The sequence below is a fragment of the Comamonas thiooxydans genome (assembly GCF_000964545.1).
Classification (GTDB): Bacteria; Pseudomonadota; Gammaproteobacteria; order Burkholderiales; family Burkholderiaceae_C; genus Comamonas; species Comamonas thiooxydans.
Genome location: NZ_BBVD01000005.1, coordinates 32,224 through 54,153 on the forward strand (window position 1 = coordinate 32,224; position 21,930 = coordinate 54,153).

19 protein-coding genes are annotated in these 21,930 nt (G+C 59.7%); 8 read left to right on the plus strand and 11 right to left on the minus strand.

What is annotated here, in order from left to right; translation table 11 throughout:
- Window positions 1–217: 217 nt before the first annotated feature.
- From Cth01_RS07755 to Cth01_RS07780, 6 genes are all read right to left on the minus strand, one after another.
- On the minus strand, window positions 218–1,741 hold the full coding sequence (locus Cth01_RS07755; RefSeq protein ID WP_045838890.1) for a CoA-acylating methylmalonate-semialdehyde dehydrogenase: 1,524 nt from the start codon (window positions 1,739–1,741) through the stop codon (window positions 218–220).
- A 55-nt stretch (window positions 1,742–1,796) separates the two neighbouring features.
- A complete protein-coding gene (locus Cth01_RS07760) occupies window positions 1,797–1,988 on the minus strand; it encodes a hypothetical protein (RefSeq protein WP_157838037.1) in 192 nt (63 codons plus the stop codon).
- A gap of 324 nt (window positions 1,989–2,312) precedes the next feature.
- Window positions 2,313–3,881, minus strand: coding sequence for a sodium:solute symporter family transporter (locus tag Cth01_RS07765; protein ID WP_045838891.1), 1,569 nt, complete (start codon window positions 3,879–3,881; stop codon window positions 2,313–2,315).
- A complete protein-coding gene (locus tag Cth01_RS07770; protein ID WP_034355977.1) occupies window positions 3,878–4,195 on the minus strand; it encodes a DUF485 domain-containing protein in 318 nt (105 codons plus the stop codon). Before Cth01_RS07770 ends, Cth01_RS07765 begins: the two co-directional genes overlap by 4 nt.
- A gap of 41 nt (window positions 4,196–4,236) precedes the next feature.
- Window positions 4,237–5,031, minus strand: coding sequence for a crotonase/enoyl-CoA hydratase family protein (locus Cth01_RS07775; RefSeq protein WP_034410059.1), 795 nt, complete (start codon window positions 5,029–5,031; stop codon window positions 4,237–4,239).
- A 54-nt stretch (window positions 5,032–5,085) separates the two neighbouring features.
- On the minus strand, window positions 5,086–6,678 hold the full coding sequence (locus tag Cth01_RS07780; RefSeq protein ID WP_045838892.1) for a long-chain-fatty-acid--CoA ligase: 1,593 nt from the start codon (window positions 6,676–6,678) through the stop codon (window positions 5,086–5,088).
- A 77-nt stretch (window positions 6,679–6,755) separates the two neighbouring features.
- Here Cth01_RS07780 and Cth01_RS07785 point away from each other — a divergent pair, with 77 nt between their 5' ends.
- Both Cth01_RS07785 and Cth01_RS07790 read left to right on the plus strand, forming a co-directional pair.
- A complete protein-coding gene (locus Cth01_RS07785; protein WP_301184123.1) occupies window positions 6,756–7,850 on the plus strand; it encodes a helix-turn-helix domain-containing protein in 1,095 nt (364 codons plus the stop codon).
- 286 nt (window positions 7,851–8,136) lie between these two features.
- Entirely contained in the window at window positions 8,137–8,664 is a 528-nt protein-coding gene (locus Cth01_RS07790; protein ID WP_034355968.1) for a nuclear transport factor 2 family protein, read from the plus strand.
- 78 nt (window positions 8,665–8,742) lie between these two features.
- Here Cth01_RS07790 and Cth01_RS07795 read toward each other — a convergent pair whose 3' ends face one another.
- Complete coding sequence (locus Cth01_RS07795) at window positions 8,743–9,267, minus strand: OmpA family protein (protein WP_034355965.1); 525 nt, start codon at window positions 9,265–9,267, stop codon at window positions 8,743–8,745.
- Between the two features lie 301 nt (window positions 9,268–9,568).
- On the opposite strand from Cth01_RS07795, the gene Cth01_RS07800 reads away from it, so the two are divergent.
- Entirely contained in the window at window positions 9,569–10,198 is a 630-nt protein-coding gene (locus Cth01_RS07800; RefSeq protein WP_034355962.1) for a gamma-glutamylcyclotransferase, read from the plus strand.
- Between the two features lie 102 nt (window positions 10,199–10,300).
- Complete coding sequence (locus Cth01_RS07805) at window positions 10,301–10,912, plus strand: superoxide dismutase family protein (RefSeq protein ID WP_034355960.1); 612 nt, start codon at window positions 10,301–10,303, stop codon at window positions 10,910–10,912.
- Between the two features lie 143 nt (window positions 10,913–11,055).
- Here the strand turns inward: Cth01_RS07805 and Cth01_RS07810 are convergent, their stop codons facing one another.
- The gene (locus Cth01_RS07810) at window positions 11,056–11,670 is read right to left on the minus strand and encodes a nucleotidyltransferase family protein (RefSeq protein ID WP_045838893.1); all 615 of its coding nucleotides are present in this window, start codon (window positions 11,668–11,670) and stop codon (window positions 11,056–11,058) included.
- Between the two features lie 34 nt (window positions 11,671–11,704).
- Here Cth01_RS07810 and pdxH point away from each other — a divergent pair, with 34 nt between their 5' ends.
- Window positions 11,705–12,352, plus strand: coding sequence for a pyridoxamine 5'-phosphate oxidase (pdxH, locus tag Cth01_RS07815; RefSeq protein ID WP_034356018.1), 648 nt, complete (start codon window positions 11,705–11,707; stop codon window positions 12,350–12,352).
- A gap of 143 nt (window positions 12,353–12,495) precedes the next feature.
- The gene (locus tag Cth01_RS07820) at window positions 12,496–13,575 is read left to right on the plus strand and encodes a tyrosine-type recombinase/integrase (RefSeq protein WP_045838894.1); all 1,080 of its coding nucleotides are present in this window, start codon (window positions 12,496–12,498) and stop codon (window positions 13,573–13,575) included.
- Window positions 13,576–13,637: 62 nt separating this feature from the next.
- Here Cth01_RS07820 and Cth01_RS07825 read toward each other — a convergent pair whose 3' ends face one another.
- The 3 genes from Cth01_RS07825 to msrA form a co-directional block, all read right to left on the minus strand.
- Window positions 13,638–15,773, minus strand: coding sequence for a TonB-dependent receptor domain-containing protein (locus Cth01_RS07825; protein WP_034355954.1), 2,136 nt, complete (start codon window positions 15,771–15,773; stop codon window positions 13,638–13,640).
- Window positions 15,774–15,933: 160 nt separating this feature from the next.
- A complete protein-coding gene (locus tag Cth01_RS07830; RefSeq protein WP_045839125.1) occupies window positions 15,934–16,350 on the minus strand; it encodes a hypothetical protein in 417 nt (138 codons plus the stop codon).
- A gap of 180 nt (window positions 16,351–16,530) precedes the next feature.
- The gene (msrA, locus tag Cth01_RS07835) at window positions 16,531–17,067 is read right to left on the minus strand and encodes a peptide-methionine (S)-S-oxide reductase MsrA (protein WP_045838895.1); all 537 of its coding nucleotides are present in this window, start codon (window positions 17,065–17,067) and stop codon (window positions 16,531–16,533) included.
- Between the two features lie 344 nt (window positions 17,068–17,411).
- On the opposite strand from msrA, the gene Cth01_RS07840 reads away from it, so the two are divergent.
- Both Cth01_RS07840 and Cth01_RS07845 read left to right on the plus strand, forming a co-directional pair.
- Window positions 17,412–18,662 (plus strand): efflux RND transporter periplasmic adaptor subunit, encoded by a 1,251-nt coding sequence (locus Cth01_RS07840; RefSeq protein WP_045838896.1) that lies wholly within the window; start codon window positions 17,412–17,414, stop codon window positions 18,660–18,662.
- Window positions 18,663–21,917, plus strand: coding sequence for an efflux RND transporter permease subunit (locus Cth01_RS07845; RefSeq protein ID WP_034355942.1), 3,255 nt, complete (start codon window positions 18,663–18,665; stop codon window positions 21,915–21,917).
- Window positions 21,918–21,930: the final 13 nt, after the last annotated feature.

Genomic DNA, 21,930 nt, shown 5'->3' on the forward strand with positions numbered 1-21,930 from the left:
GATGGAAGGCCTGCAACGCCCGCGACCATATGCGATTTTTCGAGAATCACCTGGATTCCGCCTGACCGAGGAACTGTCACTGGCTTGCGTCACCAACGGCCAGGAAATCGTTGACTGCACGCGCGAGATCGAACAAGACGAGACGCACGTCTACAGCATTGCGAAGTACATGCAGCTGTTTGTCTTCAGAGTCATCGGCAATGGATGTTGTCTCTACCTATTGGGCCGTTGGCATGGCGAATTCCGCGCCTTTGCCAATGCTCTCGGGCCAACGCTGCATGACGGATTTCTGTTTGGTGTAGAAGCGCACCCCCTCCTCCCCATAGGCATGCATATCGCCAAACAGGCTCTTCTTCCACCCACCAAAGCCGTGCCAGGCCATGGGCACCGGAATGGGTACGTTGATACCTACCATGCCAACCTGGATACGCCGAGTGAATTCCCGAGCCACATTGCCATCGCGGGTGAAACATGCAACGCCATTGCCAAACTCATGCTTGTTGACGAGTTGCACTGCGGCGGAGAAATCAGCGACTCGAACACATGACAGCACGGGGCCGAAGATCTCTTCCCGGTAGATGCTCATTTCCGGCGTAACCTGGTCGAACAACGTGCCCCCCATCCAAAAGCCGTTGGCGCACCCCTCTCCGGCAGCAGCGCCCAGGAAGGTACGGCCATCAACGAGCAGTTGTGCCCCCTCCTTAACGCCCTGCTCGATATAGCTGCTGATACGCGCATGCGCCGCAGGAGTCACGATGGGGCCCATCTCTGCCGCCAAATTGGTGCCATTGAGCACTTTCAATGCTCTGGTTCGTTCCTCCAATCTGGGCATGAGCTTGTCAGCGACGTCGCCTACGAGGACTGCGACAGAGATGGCCATGCAGCGCTCCCCCGCTGAACCATAGCCCGCACCGATCAGTGCATCCACGGCCTGGTCGATATCGGCATCTGGCATCACCACCATATGGTTTTTGGCACCTCCCAGCGCCTGCACGCGCTTGCCATGGCGCGCACCGGTTTCATAGATGTAGTTGGCGATCGGGGTAGAGCCGACAAAGCTCAGCGCCTTCACGTCAGGGTGCTCCAGCAGCGCATCTACAACCTCTTTGTCTCCTTGCACAACGTTGAACACGCCGTCGGGCAAGCCCGACTGTTTCAACAGATCGGCTATGAACAAACTCGGGCTGGGGTCAATGGGGCTAGGCTTGAGCACGAAGCAATTGCCGGCGGCAATGGCCACGGGAAACATCCACATGGGCACCATGACGGGAAAATTGAAAGGTGTCACACCAGCGACGACGCCAAGTGGCTGGCGCAGAGTCCAGTTATCAATACCGGTACTGACTTGATCGGTAAAGTCGCCTTTGAGGAGTTGGGGAATTCCACATGAGAACTCGACGATATCGATGCCCCGTGCCACCTCGCCTTGAGCATCAGTAAAAACCTTGCCATGCTCGGCCGTGATGAGTGCGGCGAGTTCGTCCTTATTGCGATTGAGCAGTTCCAGGAGCTTGAACAGTACGCGCGCGCGACGTATGGGCGGGGTGTCCGCCCATCGCGGAAATGCAGACTGCGCAGCAGCAACGGCAGCCTCCACGTCCTGAGCCGTACCCAGACGCACTTGGCGGCTAACGGCGCCGGTGGCGGGGTTGTAGATGGGTTGCTTACGCGTGCCGTTGCCAGAGATGTGAGCGCCGCCTATGTAGTGGGCGATTTCCGTTCTGTTACTGATGTCAGTCATGGTGAAACTCCTATTCGGTGGAAAAAGAAACCCGTCGAATGACGAATGCCTGTGTTCAGAAAGGCTCACACGCCAGCGTGCTTTCATTGCCTTTGATGACGATGTCGCGCAAGCCTGGAACGTTTGAAAGGATGCGGATGGTGTAGAAGTGCGGTGTGGAGATCTTTGTACTCAGTAAGGCCGTATCTATCTTCTGGCGCGCCAGCATGTCCAGTGCTGGCAGCAGCGGACACAATGCAAAGCTCATGCTGGCGCTGTTGAGCATTTCCGTGCACGCCGCGCCGATGCTGGGCAGACCTTGGCCGCCAAAGGCGGGGGGCTGCAACCCTCTTCCATCGACTGCAGCTAAGCCCATTTGAAGCCGGGCAAGGTGCTCACCGAGCCATCGGCCAAGGCAGCGGGGTTTTGTCCCCCAACTGCAATTCGGCGCAGGCTTGGGCCGTCTCCGGCATGACTTCTTCCAGCCCCTGCAGTCGCGCGGTTGCGTCTAGCCCAGCAAGTTCCTTCATGCAACACAGCATGTCGTCAATGGGGGCTTGGTAAGTCATGTCCTTGCTTATCTTCCGTACGTTCAATGAGATACAGAGGCAATGCCTACGGCGGTTTCCGCGCGCACCTCCTGCGCAGGAAACCCAGCTTTGTCCTGCGCGGCGCGCGGCGAGCGGTCCATGAGGGATACCACGACGATCACCACGAATGCCAACGGCATCGAAATCAGTGTGGGGTAGTCATAGGGAAATACCGGCGCAGAGAAATGGAAGATGCGCACCCATACCGCAGGCGAGAGCACTACCAAAGCAAGAGCTACGCTCAGCCCTACCAGGCCGCCGGCCAAGGCACCACGGGTCGTCAGGCTGCGCCAGTACATCGACATGAGCAACACTGGAAAGTTGGCGGATGCAGCGATGCTGAAGGCAAGGGCCACCAGGAAAGCCACGTTCTGATCTCGAAAGAGCAGGCCCAGCACGATGGCTACCATGCCGATGCCAATGGAGGCCAGACGGTTCACGCGCATGGCCTCACTGGGGGAAACATGGTCGTTCTTGTAGACCTTTGCATACAGGTCATGCGCAATAGCGGAGGCACCGGCCAGCGTCAATCCACTGACCACCGCGAGAATGGTGGCGAACGATACGGCAGCCAGCAGGCCGAACAGCAAGTTGCCGCCCAGCGCGGTCGCCAGGTGCATGATGGGCATATTTGAGCCACCCAGCACAGGGCCGCCCACCTTGCCGTCCACGTAGAATGCGGGGTAGTTCGGCAGGATGGCCATTGCACTGAGACCCAGAAAGCAGATGATCACAAAGAACGCGCCCATCAAGCCTGTGGCGACGAAAACCGATTTGCGGGCCGCGCGCGCATTGGGCACGGTGAAGAAACGCATCATGATGTGAGGCAGGCCCGCAATGCCAAAGACTAGGGAGACGGCCAGTGACAAGCCGGAGATCGGATTCGCCATGAGCTTCCAGGGCCCTTTCATCGCTTCGCCAGCCTGATGGTTGTTGGCAGCAGCCGCCAATAAGGACGAGAAGTCGAAATTAAAGTAGCGCAAAGCAAGCACCATCAGCACGATGCCGTTGCCCAGCATCAGCACGGCCTTGATGATCTGCACCCAGGTCGTTGCAACCATGCCGCCGACCACGACATACACCATCATCAGCAGACCAACGGCAATGACGGCATAGGTGTAGTCGATGCCAAACAGTAGCTGCACCAACTGTCCGGCGCCAACCATCTGCACAATGAGGTAGAACAGCACCACGGTCAGCGAACTGATCGCGGTGAAGATGCGCGTACTGCGCTCATCCAAGCGGTAGGAAACGATGTCGCTCAGCGTATAGCGCCCCAGGTTGCGCAGGCGCTCAGCAATCAGAAACATGATCATGGGCCAGCCCATGAAGGCACACACCGCGTAGATCAGCGAGTCGAAGCCGTTGGAGAATGCCAAGCTGGAGATACCCAGCAATGTGGCTGCAGACATGTAGTCGCCCACGATTGCCATTCCATTCTGGGTCCCAGTGATACCGCCACCTGCAGTGTAAAACTCCGAGGTGGAACGCGTGCGGTTTGATGCCCAGTAGGTGATGCCTAGCGTGATGGCGACAAAACCAGCGAAGATCAGGATGGCCTGCGTGTTCATGTTTGCAACCCCGACAGCAGCCGCGTGCACTGAGCGTCGAAGCGTGTATTAGCAATGTGGATATAAATGCCCGTTAGCCCCCATGACAACGCGATCAGCCCGGTGGCGCATGCCACGCCGCTGGTAAGCGTTCCCTCGCGGTTCAAAGGCACGGCCAGACTGGCAGGCGACATCACTGCAGCCAGAATGAAGGCCATACACAGTCCCAGGCATACGCTGGCAAAGGCAAATGCCACGCGGCGGCGCTGGGTTTTGAGTTGTTCGTAGCCAGGGTGGCCGGGCAGCCGCCGGCATATTTCTTCATTCGATAGCATGCTTGTCTCCGTTGTTGTTGCGGGTTGGCAGGCGACCAGAATCAGTGGCCCAGTTGCACCTTGTGTGCCCTCTTGTTGACGAACTCGCCCAGGCGCTGCTGTACGTCATGCCCCTGCTGGATCATGGCCATGACCAGCCCTTCGGTGAACAAACCATCCGTGGCCGACATGTCCGCAATGCGGCTGATGGCACTGACGATGGCGTAGTTGGATAGCGCCGCGTTGCCAGCGATCTTTTTCGCCAGGGAAAGTGCCAATTCAGAGGCTGGTGTATCGCCCTTGGCGGAGTCGCAGACGTAGTGGGCCAGACCGAGTTGACGGCCTTCCTGCGCATCGATGACCCGGCCCGTGAGCATCATCTCAACCATGCGGGGGGCGGAGATGATGCGCGCCGTGCGCACAGTGGCACCGCCGCCAGTGAAGATGCCACGTGTTCCCTCGGGCAACGCAAAGAAGGTGCCGCTGTCGGCCACACGGACATGGGCCGCGCTGGCAAGTTCCAGCCCACCGCCTACTACGGCGCCTTGCAGGCAGGCGACCACAGGGATGCCACCATGCTGGATCTTGTCGAACGCGCGGTGCCAGCCCTGACACACGCGCATGAATTCAACGCCGCTGCGCTCCTTGTCATGGTGCTCCTTCAAATCGAGCCCGGCACAGAAATGCTCACCCTTGGCCATTAGAAGGACGACGCGGATGTGGCTGGGAATAGCCGAAAAATAGGCATCGATGGCCGCAATCGCTTCCTCGTTCAGCGCATTGCGCTTGTGCTCCATGTTCAGGGTAACGATGCCGACGTCGTCCTGCTCGGACGTCAGCAAAAGAGGGGTAGACATAGAAAGAACTCCTTGCAAGCGGTGAAATGGGTAACGAATGGGGATAGGGACGGATCACGTCGCCAGCGCACGCAGCGCTGTTTTCTGAATCTTTCCGGTGGCCGTCATCGGCATGTGATCTATGAACACCACCCTGTCGGGAATGGACCACTTCGCCACACGCCCTTGGTAGCGCGCAAGAATCCGTTCAGCCGATCGCTCCGCGCCCGCCTTAGGCACGACGAACAGCACCGGGCGTTCACCCCACTTTTCGTTGGCCTCGGCAATGCAGGCTGCCAACTCGACACCGGACTCTTCCATCGCGATGTTTTCAATCTCTATGGATGAGATCCACTCTCCGCCTGACTTGATGACATCCTTGCGGCGATCCGTGATGCGCATGTAGCCGTCCGCATCCATGCTGCCGACGTCTCCGGTACAGAACCATCCGTCTTCGATCGCGGGCTCAGTCTTGCCGTAGTAGCGAGAGATGACCCAGTTGCCCTGAACCATCAGGTGCCCAGTTGAAACTCCATCGTGGGGCAATCGATTGCCAGCATCGTCCACCACCTTGAATCTCGCACCAAACAAGGGCCGCCCTTGCGACGCCAGCACCTGCAGGGCTTCGTCGCCAGACAGCGACGCATGCTGGGGAAGCAATTGGCACACCGTTCCTAGAGGGGACACCTCCGTCATACCCCAGGCGTGGCGCACCGTGACATTACGGGCACCAAAAGCCGCAATCATGTGAGGCGGGCATGCCGCGCCACCGATGAGGATGCGCTGGAGCGTGCTGAAGGCTAGTCCGTGGTTTTCGGCATGGTCCAACACGCCTTTCCATACAGTTGGAACGCCGGCCGACAACGTCACCCCTGCTCGCTCGCACAGAGCGTACAGGCGCTCCCCCTGCATGTTCGATCCCGGCAAGACAATCTTGGCCCCGGACATCAAGGCTGAATACGGCAAACCCCAAGCATTGACATGAAACATGGGCACCAATGGCATCACGGCATCTCTGGCCGAGATGGCGACGGCGTTGGGATGGCTGGACGCATAGGCGTGCAGCACAGTTGATCGATGGGAGTACAGGGCCCCCTTTGGCGCTCCAGTGGTGCCGGACGTGTAGCACAGCCCACACGCGGTATTTTCATCAAAGACCGGCCATTCAAAGCCACGGGTGTCGTTGCCAAGCCAGGAGCCGTAGTTGTCCCCAGCGCTTCCTCCACCTGCACCTTCGCTCAACAGCACCCAATGCGCCACTGACGGGCACTGAGGGCGCAAGAAATCGACCAGCTCTGTGAATTGCGCGTCGTAGAACAGAACGCTGTCCTGCGCATCATTGATGATGAAGGTGATTTGCTCACGACTCAGCCGCGGATTAACCGTGTGGCAAATCACGCCGATACCAGCCGTGGCATAGTAGATTTCCAGATGGCGATAGGTATTCCATGCCAATGTCGCCACCCTCTGACCTGGCTGCACTTCATGTCGCGTCATACCGATGGCCAGATCCATCACTCTTTCACCGAATTCACGGTACGAGTACGTGTGCAACCCACCATCGTCAAGTGCCGTTAAAATCTGCTGATCTCCGCTATTTTCAAGGGCATACGTTAGGATTGAACTGATAAGCAGCGGCATGCGCATCATGTTTCCAAGCCGTTCCATGTCGTTGTCTCCTTTTCCTTTATTCAGAGCATAGGTACAAGGCGCTCCCCATCCAATTGCCAATGGCGACTTGAAACATGCAAAAAGTGACAATCGCACCAGATCCCCTGGAATGGCCTCAAACGGATGCAGAGGATGGCAGAAGTACCTCGACGGCAACTGTTTCACTCGATTTGGTGCAGGATCTGCTGCAAAGCCTGCGGGCGCTTTGCTCTGAACAAGCTTTGGATCGCTGCCTGAAAGAGGCTGGAATCGTCAAGGAATTCATCAGTCACCCTGGCGCTCGGCTCACACACGATCAGCTCGTTGGGCTTTATCAGAAAAGCGCAGGCGCAACGGGCGATGAAATGATGGGTTTATGGAGCCGCCCCATACGAACCGGCTCCCTGAAATACATCATCCGGGTGCTCATGGATGCGCCCACAATCGATGTGGCGCTATATCGCTTCACACAGTTCTGGAACCTGCTGCTGGACGACTATCGCTTGAATTTTGGACAAGCTGAAACCACACTGCGCCTGGACCTGATCCCCCGTTCACCCGAGGCGAGGGTGAACCGCTTCGGCCACGCACTGATGTTGAAGCTCACGCACGGCATCGTTTCATGGCTCGTCGGCCGGGAGGTTCCTGTTTACAGCGTGGGGCTCGCATTTCCGCGTCCCTCCTTTGCCGCCGACTATCCGATCCTGTTCCCGGCCCCCATTGATTTCGATGGCAAGCACTCGCAGATCACCTTTGGTGCCGAGCTAGGGAAAATTCGGCCCGTACGCAGTGCAGCTGACGTACGGACCTTTCTTGCACGAGCACCCCGCGATTGGATATTCACCTCCTACCACGAACACGCTATACGGCTAAAAGTGCGCGAGTTGTTGCACGCAGATCTGGGAAGAACGCTGGACGACGTTTCAAGCCGACTGCACATGTCCTCGCGAACATTGATCCGCAAATTGCAAGAGGAAGGTCTGTCCTTCCAGGGCATCAAGGATGAACTGCGCAGGGACTTGGCCATCCTGAACCTTGTACGTAACGACGTTTCTCTGGCTGAGATCTCCTATGCCCTGGGCTTCAGCACTCCTGCTGTTTTTCACCGTGCCTTTCGTCACTGGACGGGTATGACTCCGGGCACATACCGGACTGCGCAGCGAAGCATCTCCCAAATAACCAAGCCATGACGTCAGTCATGCAGCCTGAAGCCCGCCACTGCGTACCGTTGTGGCCTGTTGCCCCAACCGCTGTTAGAGAGCAGGCTTCTACAGTGTGAATCTCATGTCCGCACTGACCGTCAGTTACCAGGCGATGGACGATGGTCCCGACCGTATTGGCGGCAATGTCCTTGACGATCTGCGCCAATTCCTGATTTTTCAGGCTTGAATTGACTACCCATCGTCCAAACATGGGTGTTCAGTCATTGGCTGGCATTCCAGACTCGGTACTCCAACACCAATCAGGAGACTGGCAATGAGTGACTCGGTTCTGGAGCAACTTCAGCAGCGTTTGCAGCATCTTGAGGATATTCAGTCGATACAGGCTTTGAAGGCCCGGTACTTGCGAGCCTGCGATCAGAAGCAGCCGAATGCCATGCGTGAGTGCTTTGTGGAACATGGCGCAGTTATCGAGGCCGATGGTTTTCCGGCTTTTACGGATCGCGAAGAATGGGTTGAAACCTTCACCAGGCTGGCGGTTGCCAACCCGTCCATCCAGGACATGCACCACGGCCACAACCCTCAGATCAGCTTCACGGGAGCTGATAGTGCAAAAGGCTTGTGGGATCTGGAGTTCTGCCAGGTCAATGTCAAGGAACGCACCATCGTCAATCTCTCAGGTCAGTACAGTGATGAGTACGAGCGCATCAACGGGTGCTGGCAGATCCGTACCATGCGCTTTGCGCGGGGATCATTTGTCATGCGCCAGGTCGATGCAGGCGGCATTGAAAGAGTCATTGCCCTGGGCAAGCCTCCGGCAGCTGGATTCATTGAAAACAACTGATCCTTGCTCTGTTGCAAACAGCAAAAAGCCCGATACAGCCAATGCCATATCGGGCTTTGTGCAAGAGAACTGGGTTTATCAGTTAGCCAGAATCACTTCCACACGGCGAGCTTCGGCATTGGAGCCGTCGGCCTGAGATTGCTCGGGCTTCTTCAGCTCGACCTTGTCTTCTGCCACGCCCAGTGCCACCAGGGCGGCCTGGACGGCTTGCGCACGTTGCTTGGCCAGCTCCGCGTTGATTTCAGCACTGCCGGTTGCATCATGGAAACCGGAGATCACGGCGCGCTTGCCTTCGGCCACGCCCTTGACCACATCGCTCAGCGCTTCGTTGGCGCCAGCGGCCACTTCCGCCTTGCCCGAGACAAAGTAGAACTTGACCACACCGTTTTCCACGATCACGCGGGCAGTTTCTTCAACCACCACCACAGGCACGTTGGTCGCGCTGGGTGCGGACACTGCTGCTTCGGCCTTGGGAGCATGGGAAATGCCGCGCTTGTAGACGACGGTGCCGACGACGGTGGAGACAACCAGAGCGATCAGGGCAAACAGAAAACCCAGGGCAAAGCGTTGTTGGCTATCGTCGTCAGAGCTGTTGAAGGACATGAATGAAATCTCCGTATTTGCGGGTGATTATGAAATTACGAAACCTGTATTCATGACACTTTGCAGCCCGGCTACATGCTTCAGGCTGACAAAGCGACAAAACCACGCATTCTAGAGGTTTGCCGTGAAACGCCCTAACTGCTGCTCTCACAGCAATCGCAAAAAAGATTCAAATTTCAGCCGTTTCACACCGGGAAAGCGTTGCTTTTACGCCTTCGTGTGTGCACAGGTGCACCGACGGCGCGTCCGCGCGTTATATATCAAAGTCAATTCAGCTCTGAATCCGGTTCGAGGAGTTTCCATGTCCGCCCTTCCTTTGTTGAATCATTCCATGCGTGATGCTGACCAGATGCTGGAGCGGGCTCTGGTGCAGTGGGGAGGTGACGAGGATTTGTGGATCTTTGGTTATGGTTCCCTGATCTGGCGTCCCGAATTCGACTTCAGCGAACGCCGTTCGGCCCATGTACATGGCTGGCATCGTGCCCTCAAAATGTGGAGCACCATCAACCGTGGCACGCCCCAGGTTCCAGGCCTGGTGTTTGGCATGCTCTCGGGCGGCAGTTGCCAGGGCATGGCCTTCCGTATTCCGCGTAACCAAGGCGATACCGTCATGCGCAAGCTTTGGCTGCGTGAGATGCCCAATGCCGTCTATGACCCGCGCTGGCTGCCTTGCCGCACCCCGCACGGAGCCGTGAAAGCCCTCGCATTCACGCTGTCACGCCAAAGCCCGCACCATACCGGCGAGCTGGCGCCGGATGAATACCGGCGCATTTTCTCTCAGGCCCAGGGTATATACGGCACGACCCTGGACTATGCGCAGGCTACTTTTGACGAGCTGCAACGGCTTGGCATCGACGACAAGGCGCTCAAGCGCCTGCTGGCCTATGCGGACTTCCAGAAAGCCAGTTGCCCATCTGCTGCTGCTATTTGAAACGTAGCTAACATCGCTCTACTGTATTGGTCTGCAGAGCAAGAAAGCTTGAAATTCTGGCGATCCGGGGCACAATGGCCTTTTGATTTCGGAAAGACTGCCATGTTCCCCAACCGTGTTGCCGCCCTCTTTTCGCGCCCTGCCTGGGCAGGTTTGACGCTTGCAGCAAGCTTGGTCATGACGGCCTGCTCCACGACCAGCAACACGGCTGCGCCCTCTTCTTCGGAGACGACTCCCGCAGCAGCTCTCAGCAAAGGCGTTCAATCGATTGCACGTCTGGAAGCCACCAAGGGCAGCCAGGTAACGGGTACGGTACAGTTCTTTCCGCAGCCCGACGGCAGCGTTCGGGTGCAAGGCCGTGTGGAAGGGCTTGCGCCGAATAGCGAGCACGGCTTTCATGTCCATGAAAAAGGTGACTGCTCCAGCGGCGACGGCTTGAGCGCCGGCGGCCACTTCAACCCTGGACAGCAGGCGCATGGCAAATTCGGCGACAGCAAGGCCCATCACATCGGTGACCTGCCCAGCCTTGACGCCGACACCCAGGGCGTGGCAACTATCGATTTTGTGAGCAAGGAGTTCAAATTGGACAGAGGCAGCAGCGGCATTCTGGGTCGATCGCTGATCGTGCACAACGATCCGGATGACTACACGACCCAGCCCACCGGCAATTCAGGCGCACGCCTGGCTTGTGCCGTGATTGAGCGCGGCGCCTAAGCCTGCCATCGCCTGGAAAATGAATAGCGAGCGTGCATTTGAAGGACAAGGCCAGGCAGCCGGAACCGGGGCTTGTCTGATAGACGAACTCGGCAAATTCAAAGGCTACCGCGTCAGGCCCTCCCTCAGAGGCTTCTAGACAATCAAGAATTGCGCGCCTGCCAGATCCTGCGCGCCTCTTCCAAGGCCTGCACAGTGTCCACATCAAGCACGCAGCCTATGTCATCGCAGTCCCAGCGCCACAGACGCTGATTCTCCGCCGCGTTGCGCACGATGGAGGCTGCGCCCAGATCGCCACTGAGCTCAGCAAGTTCCTGCGCTGCTGCACGACTGAAAGCCACAGGATGGCCCTTCTGGCCCTGATAAAAAGGTTGGACCACACGCAGCTCGCGACTCTCCAGCTGTGCCAGCTGCAAAGCCAGTTGTTGCAGCGTGCTGGCTTGAATCAAGGGCAAATCTGCAGGCAGGACCAGCCAGCCATTGGCGCCGGCTGTGGCCTTGACGGCCGCCGCAATGCTGTCGCCCATGCCGGGATGCGGCCCGTATTCCAGATGCCAGGGAAGGCCCGAGGCCTGCACTGCAGCCAGCGTGGTTTGCAGAACGGTTTGCAGGCCCAGCATGGCCTGGAGCTTGTGGCTGGATCCGCCCGATGCGAGAAAACGCTCTCCCCTGCCCGCAGCGAGAACCAGCACACAAGGCTGCTCCGGATCAATCACGGGAGCGGACAAAACTTCTTGATTCATATTGCTGTCGAGCATAACGCCGGCTTTGGCTGCGCGGCACAATGTGGACATGAGCAGCCTATCTTCATCCATTGCCGATCTGCGCAAAAGCTATGAACGCGCAGAGCTGAGCGAATCCGCTTCCAACCAGAATCCCCTGCAGCAGTTCGACCAATGGCTGCAGGAAGCCGTGAGAGCCCAAGTGCCTGAGCCCAATGCCATGACTGTGGCGACCGTGAGCGGCGACCTGCGACCCAGCACGCGTATTGTGCTGATCAAAGGTTACGACGAGCGTGGCATTGTCTGGTACACCAACTACGACAGCCGAAAGGGCCAGCAGCTGGCGGGCAATCCATTCGCTGCATTGCAATTTCACTGGGTAGAGCTGGAGCGCGTGGTGCGCATCGAAGGCCGTGTGGAAAAAGTCAGTGCCGAAGAAAGCGATGCCTACTTTGCCAGCCGCCCGCTTGACTCCAGAATTGGGGCCTGGGCCAGTCCGCAAAGCCAGGTCATCAGTGGCCGCGGCGTGCTGGTGGCCAATGCCGCCAAGTACAGCGCGCAGTTTTTGCTCAATCCTCCCCGGCCTCCCCACTGGGGCGGTTTCCGCCTGGTACCTGAGCGGTGGGAATTCTGGCAGGGACGCAAGAGCCGGCTGCATGACCGCCTGAGCTACCGCCAGGAAGGTCAGCACTGGATTCGTGAACGACTGGCTCCCTGAGTTTTGATGGATCCCTCATTGAAATGGGAGGGCGCAGCGACAGAAAGCGCCCTCTTCGCTGATGACCTTTGGCTTGTGATTAAGTGAATGAATTTATGTCGGTGCTGATAAATACATCATGTAAGTTACATTAATATCATCAAATGCAAAATATAGACATTTCGGATCTGCAGCCTCCAGACCCATCCACTCTGCCAACAGGAAGTCAGCTGTTTCGCGACTGGCTAGAGCATGAGGGCAACAAGAGTTGGGATGCGCTGGATACTTCTCCTGACGGCAACTATGAAAAGGTCTGGCAGGCCTGGTTGATGCATTTGTCCGGGCAGGCACCGATCTCTGGCAAGGAGCGCCCTGCGCGCAGGCAACGTTCTTCAAAGCCCTGGCATCAGGCAACCGAGCTGGATGTGCAAAGCTTCTTGCAGATACGCGATGGCCAACGTGCGCACCACCACCCCGAGCGCAAGATCAGCCCGGTCACCCGCCGCCGCTACTGGCGGCTGCTGGAGCGCATCTACGATCATGCGATGGAGCACGGCTGGATCAGCGCCAACCCAGCAACCGGTCTCGAGCCGGCTGAACGCCCTCCCTCCGAGGACGGCAAGGGCCATTGTCTGCCTCCCCTGCTCTGGCAGTCACTGCCAAGGCACTTTCCCAGCGCCGACGGCTATCAGGATGCACGCGATCGCGCCATTGTGTTGCTGCTCTACGAGCTGGCTCTAGCCCCCGAGGAAGTGCGCTGCCTACTCTGGAAGAACCTGCTTTCAAGCGCCGATCAGGTCTGGCTTGGCAGCTTGGAGAGCATTGCGAACGGAGCGTCACCCCTGCCTCGCTACCTGCAGATAGAAGGCGGTAGAAATGCTCAGCAACGGCTGCTTGAGTTGCCCGACTCCGTGGCCCAGGCCCTGCAAAGCTGGAGAAGATTCAGCGCCACACAGCGCGGGCCGTCAGTGATTGACGGCAACCATATCGTTTTCTATTCGCGCCGTGGCGGCGAACTGTCAGTACGCATGCTGTTCCATGTGGCCTCGCAGATCATTCAGCGCGCCCATCAGGCCCAGCCCGAGGACAGTCAGAAATTTCCGCTGCAGCGCGTAGGGCCGCAGGTCTTGCGCAACACGGCCATCGTGCAATGGCTGCGCGCCGGCGTGCCCGAATCGGAAGTGATTGCCAGGATCGGCGTGGACAGCACACGTTCCCTGCGCCATCTGCAGCACTATCTATAGCCACGACATCCGGCCCAGGCCCAAACCTGGGCCGGATGCGGCTTAACTCAGCTGCAGCCGGATCAGAAATCCATTCTCAGACCGACCACCAGATTACGCCCCGTCAACGGGGCTGCACTCTTGATGAACGAGGTTGCTGCGTAGGCCAGACGGTTGGTGAGGTTCTGGCCCTTGACATAGAACTGCCACTGGTTGCCGCCACTCTTCCAGAGGTAGCTCGCGCCCAGGTTCAGCATGCCGTAGCCAGGCGTCTGGGTTTCATACTGGGCCGTGCGGTTCTGGCGCAGCACTTGGGTCCATTCGGCCATGGTGTCCCAGCCGGCCAGACGCGCGTTCACACGCAAGCCGGCACGCAATGCCGGAATGCGTGGCAGCGCAGAGCCGTCTTCCAGACGCGCACGCACGCCGTCGCCAAACACGGTCAGGCTCAACTCGCGACTCAGGCGCTGGCTCAGCTGGGCCTCCCAGCCCGTAAAGCGCGCATTGCCCTGGGTGTATTGCAGCAGCTGCAACCCTTCGTGAGCATCCAGCGTGGCGCCGTAGATATAGCCCTTGATGCGGTAGTGATAGGCATTGAGCTTCCAGGTCGTATCACCGGCCGTCTTGGCCAGGCCCAGGTCCAGCGCCTGCGAGCGCTCGCGCGACAGATTGGGATTGCCGATCTCGTAGGTTGCCGTGGCCATGTGCAGGCCGTTGGCAAACAGCTCTTCGGCCGTGGGCATGCGGCTGCCGCTGGTGAACGAGGCCGATGCGCTATAGCCGGGCTGGAACTTCCAGACCGTGCCCAGCGACGCCGAAGTGGCGCTGTGGCTGCGACGCTCGTTGCTCAGCTCGGCCTCCACGCGTTGGCGGTCGTGGCGCAAGGCTCCCTGAAAGCTCCAATCCTGCCAGCGGTATTCCTCAAGCAGATAGAGGCTGTGGCGCTGGGTATCCGTGGGCTGCACATAGGCCTCTTCGCCCGTGGCGCTGAAGCGGCGCTTGAGGGTTTGCAGACCCAGCGTGCCACGCCAGCCGGCGATGGGTTCATGCTCCATCTCCAGGCGCAGGTCATGGGCCTTGTTTCTGAACTGAGTTGCCACGCTGCCATCCTCGATCTCGTCGTGGCGGTAATTGGTCAGGCCGCCGCGCAGACGCAGTGCGGCGATGCCGGCCGTGGGCTTGCGCCATTCGCCGCGCAGATCCCAGCGCTCGCTGGTCAGATCGACCACGGGCACGCTGCCGCCTTCCTCATGATCATGGTCGTGGTCATGCCCGTCATGGGAGCCGCAATGCAGATGATCGCCATGTGCGTGGCAGCCTTCGAAGCTGTGCTGATGGCCTGGCAAGCCGTACTTGGCCTGCTGCCGCGTGTAGGCCAGACCCAGATAGCCCTGATTACCTACCCACGACAGGCCCACGCTGCCCGTGTTGCCGCGGCTGAAGCTGCCCGGAACCTTGCTCTGGCCCCAGCCGCTGCCCACGCGATAGTCTCCCGCGTTGCGGGCCACGCCTTCGGCATGCAGCACCAGCTGGCCGTTATCGTTCTTGAGCGGCGTGGCCGTGGTCAGGGAGAAGGCCCCGGCCGACATGCCTGCCGCCGTTCCAGCCTGCACCTCGGCCGAACCTTCCAGGCCCTTCTCGGGCACCCGGGTCGGAATCTTGCCGTCCAGCACATTCACCACGCCCCCCATGGCGCCGGGGCTGTAGAGCAAAGCTGAAGGGCCGCGCAGCACTTCGATCTGATTGGCCAGCAGCGGCTCGGTGGTCACCGCATGGTCGGGGCTGACCGTCGAGGCATCGAGCAACTCCGAGCCATCGCTGAGCACGGAGACCCGCGCACCATCCATGCCGCGAATCACCGGTCGGCTGGCTCCCGCACCGAAATGGCTTGCATTGATGCCCGGCTCGGCCGCCAGGGTCTCGCCCAGGGTCGCGGCACGGCGCAGGCGCAGTTCCTCTTCGCCGAGCACCTGGACGGGCGTGGCCATATCGCCGGCGGCCATGCCTGTCGCCGACACCGTCACCTCGGCCAGGCTGGACTCCTGCTTGGCCGCATCGGACTGCGCAAAGGCCAGGGGTGAGCAGGCCAGCAGGCCCAGGCCCGTGCCCAGGGCCAGTCCTCGCCCTGCTGGTTGCAGCGCCTCTATGGCGCGGGCCAGAGCCGACTTGGGGGAGCGGCGCAAGGAATGGGCGGAAGAATTCGAAAAACGTTGAGACATCTCAGTTCCACAAACAACCGTGCGCACGCAGACCATCAAAGAAAGTACGCACGGAAATTCAATAAAAACAGCATAAATCGCTTATGTATAAAGCGCTTATAGCTATCAATTCTGATGTTTCTGGTGTAGGCGGCAAAGCATGCCGCAGCATGGATCCGGCCTAGACCAGGGAGCTGAGAGACAGAGGAGGCGCGCGAGCAGCCAGCGGCGCTGCAATAAAGACGGCTCTGGGTGCGGGAGCAAAAGGCCGAGGGATGAAGCTGTCAGGTGGCGGCGCACTGAAAGCGAGCACGGCCACAGGCCCGGCATAGCCATGATTGACCTGATCCAGCAACTGACATTCGGCCGGGCCGTGACCCGCAAACAGCGCATGGACCCAGCCCTGATCCGGGGCGCAGCCGCTGTTGTCACTCTGGCAGTCGCCAGCCACAGCCGGCGAGGTTGGCTGCACATGGCTGTGCGCCACATAGGACTTTGCCGGGACTGTATTGTTGACCGAGTGAACCGCACGGTGCATCTGGCCAAGCGTCGGGCCCAGCACCATGGCCAGGGCCAGCAGGCCCATCAGCCAGCACATCACCCAGATTTCACGCAGGCTGGCACAACCGCCAGCGGATGCTGGACGGCTGTTTCTGCGCAGATGGGAGTGATGTGACACGTTCAGGAGCAAATGCGGTCTCGGGCGAAACGGCTGCAGCAAAGCTGCCGGGGGTTGCAAAGTGTATCTGCACTAAGGGCCCTGCGCAGCAAGCCAGGCTTAATCCTTGAGCCAGCGCGAGAACGCTTTCTGGAATTTCTGCACCTTGGGTCCCACCACAAAAGCGCAATAGCCCTGACCCGGGTGCTGCAGGAAATAGTCCTGGTGATAGTCTTCGGCGGGCCAGTAGTTGGTCAAGGGCTCGATCTGAGTGACCATGGGTGCATCAAACGCTTTTTCGCTCTGCATTTCCTTGACCAATGCCCGCGCCACAGTCGCCTGCTGTGCATCAGTGGTGAAGATTGCACTGCGGTACTGCGTGCCCACATCATTGCCCTGACGGTTCAGTGTGGTCGGATCATGGGTGCCGAAGAAGATCAGCAGCACATCGCGCAAGCTAATGACCGCGGGGTCGAATTCAAGCTTCACCACCTCTGCATGACCGGTCTGGCCGGTACAGATATCGTCGTAGCTCGGGTGGTCCAAATGGCCGTTGGCATAGCCGCTTTCCACATCGACAATGCCGCGCACGCGATCGAAGACGGCTTCCGTGCACCAAAAGCAACCGCCGCCCAGATAAATGGTTTCCGCAGCCATTGCGGGCTCCTTGTGTTTAAGACGCATCAAGCGTAGCTCAAATCAACTACCCATTTTCACCAATGACAGTGATTGCGGCACCGCTATGCTGCACGGCGCCCACTACACTTGCAATACAAGCGGTGTCCTGCGCATCTAATATGTGACGCATAGAACAGAAGAAACCTGTCTCAGAGGAACGAAGCGCCATCGTGCAGAAGCCGGGCAGGACGGCGCACGAAAAGGTCTTGGTAAAACAAGATTGTTCTTATTTTTCCGCGTGGCCATTGATTACATACTTCGCGCAACTTTGACTGGATTTTTAATCTCCTCGGATATTCACCGACAGGATGCCGATACACACCATGAAGCGTTCCGGCCGCTGGGCCTTGAGTTTGGCCCTGATCGGCTTGCTGGCTATCACAGGCTGGCGCGCAGTCGTCAATCTGCAGCATAAAAAGCCGGCTGTGGCCAATGGATCGGCACCGCTGGAGCTGCCCATACAACTGGCTGCCCAGGAGGTTCTGACGGCTCAACCCCTTCAACTTGCCTTGAGCGTTCCCCTCAACGGTGTGGTTCAGGCAGTGAATTCAGCCATGGTCAAGGCCTATGTCGCGGGCGAACTGCGCGGCCTGACGGTGCGTGAAGGCGATAGCGTCAGCAAGGGCCAGCAGCTGGCTCGCGTTGATGCCACGGAGGCCGAGGCACGCTGGCGCCAGGCGAAGCAGCAGGCCGATGCCTCCAGAGCCCAGTTGGTGATTGCCCAGCGCAACCAGGACAACAATGCAGCCCTGGTGCAAAAAGGCTTTATCTCCACCACCGCACTGCTGACCTCGCAGGCCAACCTGGATTCGGCCCGCGCCAATCTGGCCGCCGCCCAGGCCGCCGCCGATGCGGCCCGAAAGTCCGTCACCGACGCCGTCATCACCAGCCCCATGAGTGGGCAGATCGCCCAGCGCTTTGTCCAGAACGGCGAGCGCGTTGGTGTGGAAGCGCGCATCGTCGAAGTCGTCGATCCAGGGAAACTGGAAATCATGGCCCAGCTCGCTCCCGCAGATTCGGTACAGGTTCAGGTCGGCCAACTGGCCGAGCTGCAAGTGCCCGGTGCCCCCCAGGACATGACGGCCATCAGAGCCAAGGTGGTGCGCATCAATCCCAACGCCCAGACCGGCTCGCGCACTGTGGCGGCCTATCTGGCAGTGCAAAAGGACGAAGCCGCCAAGAACAATAGCAGTCAACGCATTCCACAGTTGCGCCCCGGCCTGTTCTTGCAGGGAAGCATACTGACCGGCAACGCCAGCCAGCTAGCCGTGCCTCTGGCCGCCGTGCGCACCGACAAGCCCCTGCCCTATGTGCAAGTGCTGCAAGCGGTCAAGCCGACCGTGGCCGCAATCGCACCGGAGCATACACAGGAAATCTCCAGCCGCACAGAGCTTCGCGTGATCCACAAGACCGTGGAACTGGGACGCCAGTCCGCCCATGAAGGCGCAACCTGGGTGCAGATCCTCAAGGGCCTGAATGCGGGCGACCGGATACTGGCTGGCAGCACCGGCGGTCTGCGCGAAGGCACGCTGGTCGAAGAATCGGCCGAGCCAGTCAGCAGCGGGAGCCGGTAAATGTGGTTCACGCGCATCAGCCTCAAGAACCCGGTGCTGGCCACCATGCTCATGCTGGCCTTTGTGGTGCTGGGCATTTTTTCCTACCAGCGGCTCAAGGTTGACCAGTTCCCGAACATCGAGTTTCCAGTAGTGGTGGTCACGGTCGAGTATCCGGGAGCCTCGCCCGAGATCGTCGAGAGCGAGGTCACCAAGAAAATAGAGGAAGCCGTCAACTCGGTCGCCGGCATCAATGCCCTCACCTCGCGCAGCTACGAAGGCACCAGCGTCGTCATCATCGAGTTCCAGCTGCATATAGACGGTCGCCGCGCTGCCGACGATGTACGCGAGAAGGTCGCCTCAGTGCGCCCCACTCTGCGTGACGAGGTCAAGGAGCCGCGCGTCATCCGCTTCGACCCGGCCAGCACGGCTGTCTGGTCGCTGGCCGTGCTGCCAGACCCCCATGCCCTGCACGGCGAGACCGCAGCCAATGGCCAGAGCGTGACGCCGCCCGACGCGATTGCGCTGACGAGCTGGGCCGACCAGGTGCTGAAAAAGCGGCTGGAGAATGTGCGCGGCGTGGGCGCCGTGAACATGGTGGGAGCCACCAAGCGCGAGATCAATGTCTATCTGGACCCGCAGGCGCTCGAGGCCTACTCCATCACTCCCGAGCAGGTTGCCCAGGCGGTGCGCGCCGAAAACCAGGATCTGCCCGTGGGCTCGATCCGCTCCAAGGCCCAGGAACGCGTGGTGCAGATCGATGCCCGCATTCAGCGCCCCGAAGAGTTCGCCCGCATCATCGTAGCCTACCGCAACGGCGCTCCGATCCGCGTCGGCCAGCTGGCCCGCGTGCAGGACGATGCGCAGGAGCTGCAGACCCTGGCGCTGTACAACGGCAGCCGCACTCTGCTGATGTCCGTGCAAAAGGCCCAGGACGAGAACACCATCGAGGTAGTCGACGGCCTGAACGCGGCGATCAAGGCCATCGCCCCCGAGCTGCCACCCGGCGTGCGCCTGCAGGCGATTGCCGACAACTCGCGCGCCATCCGCGTGGGCGTGGACAACGTGCGCCAAACCCTGATCGAGGGAGCCTTGCTCACGGTACTCATCGTGTTTCTGTTCCTGAATTCCTGGCGCTCCACGGTGATCACGGGGCTGACGCTACCCATCGCACTGATTGGCACCTTTCTCTTCATGTACTGGTTTGGCTTTTCCATCAATATGGTCACGCTGATGGCGCTCTCGCTGTGCGTGGGTTTGCTGATCGACGATGCCATCGTGGTGCGCGAGAACATCGTGCGCCATGTGCAGATGGGCAAGAACGCCTATCAGGCAGCCATGGAAGGCACGCAGGAGATCGGGCTGGCCGTGCTCGCCACCACGCTTTCCATCGTCGCCGTATTTCTGCCCATAGGCTTTATGGGCGGCATCATCGGCAAGTTCTTCCATGAGTTCGGCATCACCATCGTGGCGGCCGTGCTGATCTCCATGTTCGTCAGCTTCACGCTGGACCCCATGCTCTCCAGCGTCTGGCATGACCCGGCAATCCACGCCCATGGCGAACATGGCAGCAAAAGCCTGTACGACCGCACGCTGGGTCGCGTGACGGCCTGGGTGGAGCGCATGAGCGATCGGCTCTCGGACGTCTATCAGGGCATACTGCGCTGGTCGCTGGCTCACAAGCTGCTCACCCTGGCGCTGGCATTCATTATTTTCATAGCAAGCATCGCTCTTGTACCCTTGCTTGGCACCGAATTTGTGCCCAAGGCGGACTTCTCGGAAACTTCGATCAGCTTCAACACCCCCGAAGGCTCCTCGATCGAAGCCACCGAAGCCAAGGCCAGGCAGGTGACGAACATATTGCGCGCCTTGCCAGAGGTGCGCTACACGCTGACCACCATCAACACCGGCAATGCCAACGGCAAGAACTACGCCAATATCTATGTGCGCCTGGTTGACCGCCACCAGCGCAGCCGCAATGTGGACGAGATTTCGGCCTATCTGCGCCCCAGGCTGCAGGCGGTTGCAGGCATCAAGCTCACCCATGTGGGCCTGCGCGAGGCCGTGGGCGGGCAAAAGCAGGTCGAGTTCTCGCTCATGGGCCCGGATCTGGACGAACTGGGCCGCCTGAGCCAGATCGTCCAGGAGCGCATAGCCGACATCCCGGGTCTGGTCGATCTGGACTCCAGCCTCAAGCCCAACAAGCCCATGGTCAATATCGAGGTCCATCGCGATGCCGCGGCCGATCTGGGCCTGTCGATAGGCAATATGGCTGGCGCACTGCGCACCTGGGTGGCCGGCCAGACCGTGGGCAACTGGCGGGCCAGCGACGACCAGACCTATGACGTGAACGTGCGGCTCCAGCCCGAGGCCCGCACCACGCCCCAGGACCTGGAGCGCCTGCCGTTTGCACTGGCGACCGGAGATGGCGGCATGCGTATCGTGCGCCTCAACCAAGTCGCCAGCGTGGTGGACAGCACCGGCCCCAGCCAGATCAACCGCCGCAACCTCAACCGCGAAGTCGCCATCAACGCCAATGTCTATCTGCGCAGCACGGGCGAGGTCACAGCCGATATCAAGCAGGCGCTGGCCACCATTCCCATGCCGCCCGGCTACAGCTACCAGTTCAGCGGCGCGGCCAAGAACATGGCCGAATCCTTCGGCTACGCGATTTCCGCGTTGATGCTGGCCATCATCTTCATCTACATGATTCTGGCCAGCCAGTTCAAGAGCTTTCTCCAGCCCCTGGCACTCATGACCTCGCTGCCCCTGACGCTGATCGGCGTTGTGCTGGCCCTGATGATGTTCGGCTCGGCCCTGTCCATGTTTTCCATCATCGGCGTGGTCATGCTCATGGGTCTGGTGACAAAGAACGCCATTCTTCTGGTGGACTTTGCCATCCGCGCCCGCGAGAGCCGCACCAACGAGGTCAGCGGCCAGACCGAGCCGGGCCTGCCGCGCAACGAAGCGCTGCTGCTGGCGGCCCGGGTGCGCCTGCGCCCGATTCTGATGACCACGCTGGCCATGATCTTCGGCATGGTGCCGCTGGCCTTTGCGGTCACCGAGGGCTCCGAGCAACGCGCCCCCATGGGTCAGGCAGTGATCGGTGGCGTCATCACTTCCTCGCTGCTGACCCTGGTCGTGGTGCCCGTGGTGTACTGCTATCTCGATGATTTTTCCAACTGGATGCGCCGTAAATGGTCTGGCGTGCCCTCAAAAAGCGATGAGCCGCCGCACGAAGCCTCCGAGGCTCGTAGAATCGATGGTTTGTCCTGATAAGTCTTTCCCC